The organism is Microcystis sp. M165S2 (assembly GCF_020245885.1).
Taxonomy (GTDB): Bacteria; Cyanobacteriota; Cyanobacteriia; order Cyanobacteriales; family Microcystaceae; genus Microcystis.
In genome coordinates, this window is record NZ_JADBTZ010000304.1 from 1 (window position 1) to 6,692 (window position 6,692).

At 43.1% G+C, this 6,692-nt stretch carries 4 protein-coding genes and 1 pseudogene; 2 read left to right on the top strand and 3 right to left on the bottom strand.

The annotated features are described in order from the left end of the window. Positions 1-370, bottom strand: a pseudogene (locus tag IM479_RS15215) (DUF2887 domain-containing protein); the annotation flags it as partial. Between the two features lie 192 nt (positions 371-562). Here IM479_RS15215 and IM479_RS15220 point away from each other — a divergent pair. Further along, complete coding sequence (locus IM479_RS15220; protein WP_287686064.1) at positions 563-2,083, top strand: methyltransferase regulatory domain-containing protein; 1,521 nt, start codon at positions 563-565, stop codon at positions 2,081-2,083. A 362-nt stretch (positions 2,084-2,445) separates the two neighbouring features. Here the strand turns inward: IM479_RS15220 and IM479_RS15225 are convergent, their stop codons facing one another. After that, complete coding sequence (locus IM479_RS15225; RefSeq protein WP_287686065.1) at positions 2,446-3,564, bottom strand: peptidylprolyl isomerase; 1,119 nt, start codon at positions 3,562-3,564, stop codon at positions 2,446-2,448. Between the two features lie 245 nt (positions 3,565-3,809). Here IM479_RS15225 and IM479_RS15230 point away from each other — a divergent pair, with 245 nt between their 5' ends. Then, complete coding sequence (locus tag IM479_RS15230; RefSeq protein ID WP_287686066.1) at positions 3,810-4,970, top strand: 2,3-diketo-5-methylthiopentyl-1-phosphate enolase; 1,161 nt, start codon at positions 3,810-3,812, stop codon at positions 4,968-4,970. Positions 4,971-5,025: 55 nt separating this feature from the next. Here IM479_RS15230 and serS read toward each other — a convergent pair whose 3' ends face one another. Then, on the bottom strand, positions 5,026-6,309 hold the full coding sequence (gene serS, locus IM479_RS15235) for a serine--tRNA ligase (protein ID WP_287686067.1): 1,284 nt from the start codon (positions 6,307-6,309) through the stop codon (positions 5,026-5,028). Positions 6,310-6,692: the final 383 nt, after the last annotated feature.

The following is a 6,692-nucleotide window of genomic DNA, read 5'->3' on the forward strand; positions in this document are numbered from 1 at the left end:
TAACGCTTGCTAAATTGAGGATTTCGCCAAAATGTAGGGATTGTTCCCGTTCTACCCCACGATGGGGATAAATGACGACAATTTGCCAGGGGTGAGGTGGTTGATATTGCCTTAAAAACAGGAACAATTCCGCAAAAAGTCAATAGTAGAGGGTGTCGTCCGGTTGGAACTGCACTTCCACTAGGTAGAGGGGTTGCTGACTATCTTCTCTGAGTGGCATAAATAAGCCATCGAGACGGAAAGAGAGTTGTTTCACCTCTTGGGAGGTGAATTGATAGTTTGCTGCCTGTTGCTGGGGTTGTCCGATTAAGTCAAAGAAACTGTCGGGAAAGCGCAGGAAGATTTGGTAAAAGAGACTGTCAGTTTTCACGAGAAATCTCGCTTCTAGGGTTTATTGGCAATTGCCGAATCGTTTGGCTAAACGGTTAATACTCTAGTATTAATAGGCATTGTATAGCTTTATTGTCCTTGCTGTCACCAACAAAAATCTAGGGGACATGGCTCTTTTCCTGTATAATCAAGTCTTAATTTTAGGAATTGTCATTATATTTGAGGAAAATCTATGAGTTGGACAGAAGGATATGTATCGGAAGTTAACTACACTAGCGGCTTTTACGGCGAGTTAAGTCCCCTAAAATTAGGTTTAGCCACTCTGATTAAATCCATTCACCCCCCCGATTCTAGCCAAGAATTCACCTATTGTGAATTGGCCTGTGGTCAGGGTTTTACCACGAATATTCTAGCGGCTACCTATCCCCATGCTCAATTTTATGCCAATGATTTCAACCCTAGCCATATCGCCACAGCCAGAGATTTAGCGGCCAAGGCGGGAATGAAGAATATTCTTTTCTTTGATGATAGTTTTGAGGAATTTTTAGAGCGAGATTTACCTCAATTTGACTTCATCAGTCTGCACGGAATTTATAGCTGGATTAGTGCCAGAAATCGCCAAGCAATAGTTAATTTTATTCGCCGCAATCTCAAGGTGGGGGGATTAGTTTATATCTCCTATAATGCCCTTCCTGGTTGGTCAGCAGCGATGCCGATGCAGGCTTTAATGTTACGTCATGGTCAACACAGTTCCGAACCAATTTTAACAAGGATTGAACAGGCGCTTAATTTTACGGGGGAATTATTAGAAGCTAATGCTAGTTATTTTGCCCAAAATCCAATCTTAAAAAATCGTTACGAGCGCCTGAAGGAACAAAATCGTTATTATTTAGCTCACGAGTATTTCAATCAGGAATGGAATTCTTTTTACTTCGATGAAGTAGCGAAAGAATTAGAGGATGCGAAACTTAAATATGTGGGTTCCGCCCATATTAATGACCATATTGATATGGTCAATCTCTCTCAGGCAGCCCAAGAAAAATTAGCAAAAATTAGCGACCCAATCTATCGGGAAGTGGTGCGAGATTTCTTTGTTAACAATCAATTCCGTCGTGATATTTTTATTCGAGGCTCTTTAGGTTTAACCAACCAAGAACAGCTTAAACAACTACAAGAAACCCGGTTTGCCCTGCTTGTTAATCCCGCAAAGATCAAGTTCGAGCAGCAGTTTCCCGTGGGAGAAGTTAAGTTACAGGAGGCAATTTATCAGCCAATTTGTGAAGTTTTGGCAGAATCTCCCCAAACTTTACTGCAACTGCAAAATCATCCCAAAACCTCAAATATTAACTTAAATGGTCTTTACCAAGCTCTCATGATTTTAACTGGTATTGCCTATATTCATCCTGCTGTCGATGAGCAAACTTGCCAAGAACGGAAACCATCTACTAATGCTTTTAATAATGCAGTGAAAGCGAAAGCGATCTATGATGAGGAATTAAGCTTTTTAGCTTCTCCTTTGATTGGGACTGGAGTAGTAGTCAATCGTTTAGAGCAGTTATTTCTGTTAGCAAAATCTAATAACCAAGACGGGGTAAGTTTTGTCTGGCAAATTTTGGCAAGTCAAGGCAAAAAAGTGGTTAAAGATGGGAAAACTTTGGAAACAGAGGAGGAGAATATTGCTCATCTGAAAACAGTTTACGAGCAGTTTAGTAAAGAACGTTTACTAACATTGCAAAAACTAGGTATTGAGTAAATAAGTAAGTGGTTATAATTAAATTGAAGATAGATTTTGTCTTTGATCCCCCCTTCCCCCCTTAATAAGGGGGGTTCTGACAATTTTTAATACCCACCTACCTACTATCTGGATGTATCTAGAAACTGGATATTTTTTAGCCATGACAGTCATTAACTTGCAATCTTTCGAGAAAAAAGTTTTCTCCCAAAATGGAGAAGATGGAGTAATTGCCGGGGTGCCTTGCTTTCACTAGCGGGGAATATTGACCCCGACAATTCCCACTTTTGCGGGGGTATCGGGGGAAGTCCCCAGAATCTGAGATGCTTCCCCTATCTTGACTAATCTTTTTGTCTTGACAAGACCCAGTTAAAAACGCCAACCTAGCTAGGTTGGACGAGATTATTTAAGCCATAAACCACTTTAGCGGTGATAATCTTATCCTTATCGGTAAGTTCTTCTAACACCTCTTTTCCCTGGACTAAATAGCCAAAAACCGAATAACGACCATCCATGAGATTAAACCCCGGAGGAGTTAATTCATTATCGAATTTAAAGAAAAAGAATTGCGAGGAACCTCCGTTAGGATTAGTATCGGGACGCGCTAGGGCCAATGCACCAAAAGCGTTAAAAGGCAAGGCGAGACTGGGTAAGTAAATCCCTAATTCTTCGAGAGTATTGCCATAAACTGGTTCTTCTTCCCCTTTAATCAAAATTTCTAAGGGAATAGAGCGATATTGCTTAGTTTTCGGGTCAAGAAAACCTTCTTCTGCACCGACGGGATCCCCGGTTTGGACAACGAAATTATCTTCGCTGCGAATGAAGGGTAAACCGTCATAAAAACCCCGTTGGACTAAATCCACAAAGTTACCCCCATTAACTGGAGCGCTGTAACCATCGACAACGATAGTTAAATCTCCTTTGGTTGTCTGCATCTCTACGGTGGCACGTCCTCGCAATTGCGGCAAGTTAGCGTATTCTGGGGGAACGTTAAAGGGAAAACCCACCACCATTAATTCTTCTAAAGCGGTGATATTATTGAGTAATTCCCGTCTGGTTGACCAAACTGCCTCTTTATCCTTCGCTTCTACGGCCGTATCGAGGGCTGCCACTCCCGTTTTTATTTTTTCGATTAATTCCTCCCCTTGACTTTTACTTGCTTCGGGAACACTATCTAAGATAGCGTTGCTTTTGGTCGAAAGGGCATAATTGGCATCCTTGACATCTTTTTTAATCGGACTCCAACGCTTGGCCCGCAGATGTTTGGCAATATCTTCGATCGATTGTTGCACTTGACGAATTGGTTTATTATCTATGGGTAAGGCATTGCGTAGAATAGCAGTGGGATCCGTGACCGCATCACCCTGAGCAAGCACAGCTAAAGCAGGGGTAGTTCCCTTAACCGTGAACAGACTTAAGATTAAAAATAGTGCTAGGGCAATACTAGCACCGCTTTTTAAGAAAAATTTGCCCCATTCCCGTAATCTTGTCGTTATTTTCATATTTTGGTCGGTTCCTCAATGGCCATACCTATCCAAAATACTTGTAGGCTTTTAGCGCAACCCTTGTCAATAGGTGAGAAAACCGATCGAAGTCATCAGTTATCAGTTATCAGTTATCAGTTATCAGATGTGAGTTTTCAGTTCACCCATTACTGTTTACTGTTTACTGATCACTGAAAAAAGCTCCCCACTTCCCCAATTCATAATTTATAATTTATAATTCCCACTCCCTTTTTTCACCTTTTATGACTATCATTGTCGATTATCGCTTTCCTCCCGCTATTGATGCCGAAAAACAGGCAAAAACGATCGCTATCGGTCAAACCGCCGGCACTTGGAGCGATCGCCACAGTCATCGTCAAGAGCAGCTGCAACAACACCTAGCGGAAGTGGTGGGGATCAGGGAGGAAGCCGACGGTTATAAGGTGGCTAGGGTGCGTTTTCCCCAGATAAACGTTGAAAATGACATCGCCAGTCTTTTAACCATGATTTTCGGCAAATATTCCATGGCTGGAGCCGGAAAAGTGGTGGGGGTGTATCTCCCCGAAACCTACGGCACAAAAGCCAAGCTGGGAATCACAGGAATTAGGCAACGTTTGGGGGTTTATGATCGACCTCTAGTGATGGCAATTTTTAAACCCGCTTTAGGACTATCGTCCCAAGATCACGCCGATATCCTGCGAGAAGTGGCTTTTGCTGGCTTAGACGTGATTAAAGATGATGAAATCATGGCGGATCTTTCCGTGGCTCCCACCCACGAGCGCCTAGATTGTTGTCGCCGGGTTTTGGAGGAAGTGCGGCAGCAAACCGGTAGAAATGTTCTTTATGCGGTCAATGTCACGGGAAAAGCGGACGAATTGCAGAGAAAAGCCCGTTTATTAGTGAAACATGGGGCTAATGCCCTATTATTAAACGTTCTTACCTACGGTTTTTCCGTTTTAGAAGCTTTAGCCAGTGATCCAGCGATCGATGTTCCTATTTTCGCCCATCCTGCCTTTGCCGGAGCGATGTGTGCCGGTACTGATACGGGATTAGCCTATTCTGTGGTTTTGGGAACGATGATGGCCCACGCAGGAGCCGATGCGGTGCTATATCCCGCCGCCTACGGTAGTTTACCCTTCGATCCGCAGGAGGAAGGCAAAATTCGCGATATTTTGCGCGATAGAAACGTTTTTCCGGTTCCCTCGGCCGGCATTCGTCCCGGTATTGTTCCCCAAGTGCTTCGGGATTACGGACGTAATGTTATCCTCAATGCGGGAACCGGAATTATGGACCACCCATCGGGACCAGCCAGTGGTGTGAGGGCTTTTTTTGAAGCTTTAGCCAGAATAGAAGCGGGTGATTCTTTTAGTCCCGCCAATTTGCCGGAAGGAGCCTTAAAACAGGCAATTCTACAGTGGGGTTAAGAGCAACTTTTTTAAATGCACTATAGAGCTATTTTGTCAAGCATTTTTAGAAAAATTAACAAATAATCTCCCGTTTTAGATAGGGTTGCAGCACTTCTGGCACTTTTACCGTCCCGTCTGCCTGTTGATAATTTTCTAGGACAGCAGCCATAGTACGACCGATCGCTAATCCCGAACCGTTGAGGGTGTGGACAAAATTAGTGCCTTTTTGCCCTTTTTCTTTAAAGCGAATATTTGCCCGTCGTGCTTGGAAGTCTCTAAAATTAGAACAACTGGAAATTTCCCGATAGGTATTAGCCGAAGGTAGCCACACTTCTAAGTCATAACATTTGGCCGCTGCAAAACCCAAGTCACCGGTACACAATTCAATCACGCGATAGGGCAACTGTAAAGCTTGCAGGATTGCCTCCGCATTAGCGACTAAACTTTCATGTTCCTGAGCAGAAGCGTCAGGATGGACGATTTTGACCATTTCCACCTTATTAAATTGATGCAAACGGATCAAGCCCCTCGTATCTTTGCCATAGCTGCCCGCTTCTCGACGAAAACAGGGAGTATAGGCACAGTGTTTTATTGGTAATTGCTCCGATGAGAGGATTTCATCGCGATAGAGGTTAGTTACGGGTACTTCTGCCGTTGGTGCTAACCAAAGCTCATCATCTCGACATTTAAAGCTTTCTTCCGCGAATTTTGGCAGTTGTCCCGTCCCGCGCAAGGAGTCACTATTAATTAAAATTGGTGGTAAAACTTCTGTATAACCGGCGACAATGTGGCGATCGAGCATAAAATTAATTAAGGCTCTTTCTAGGGCTGCCCCGACAGCGATAAGATTAACAAAACGACTCTGGGCGATCTTTACGGCCCGTTCAAAGTCTAAAATGCCCAATTTTTCCCCAATTTCCCAGTGAGGCAAAATATTCGGGTTAGTGGGTTTATATTCCTCTCCCCAGCGTTTGACTTCGACATTTTCCCGTTCATCCTTACCGATGGGAGTGGTTTCACTGGGTAAATTGGGTAAATCTAAGATTTTTTGGTCAATGGCCGCTTTAATGGCTTTTTCCTGCGGTTCTAATTGAGCTAGTTTACTTTTAATCTCGTTTCCTTCTGTTTTCATTGCCAAAATTTCGGGACTGTTGACATCGCTGCCACTTTTCACTTTTTGTCCCACCAGTTTACCGATTTCGTTACTCCGGGCCTGTAAACTGCTGCGTTCTAACTCTAAAGCCTTCTGTTGTTGATTTAACTGGAGAATAGGGGCAATATCATAACTCCCTCCCCGACTATCTAAGCGTTTCTGTACTTCCTCTGGATTTTCTCTAATTTGCTTTAGGTCTAACATGGTACGAGTCAGTAAAAAGTAAAAATTAAGTGGGGGAGTTGGGGAATTGGCAGCCTGAGGGGAAATGTTCTCAATCCCTAACCAATGGTCAATAATAACTCAAAACTTAACTAAAATATCGGTTGAAAGCCGCCGGTAAAATTAGCGGCAGCGGAAACTGGGGTATTGTAAAGTTTCAATACAAATATGGTCATATATAGTTATTCATGGTAATATGTACAGACAAAACTATCGGACTAGGCAAAAAAACAGGAATAAGTTATCGAACGGCTTGGAGGTGGTGGAAACAAGGGAATTTAACAGGCTATCAATTGCCTTCTGGTACAATTATCACAACGGATGACAACCCTTCAAAACCCGACGCTGAGTTAAAAGACAACGGA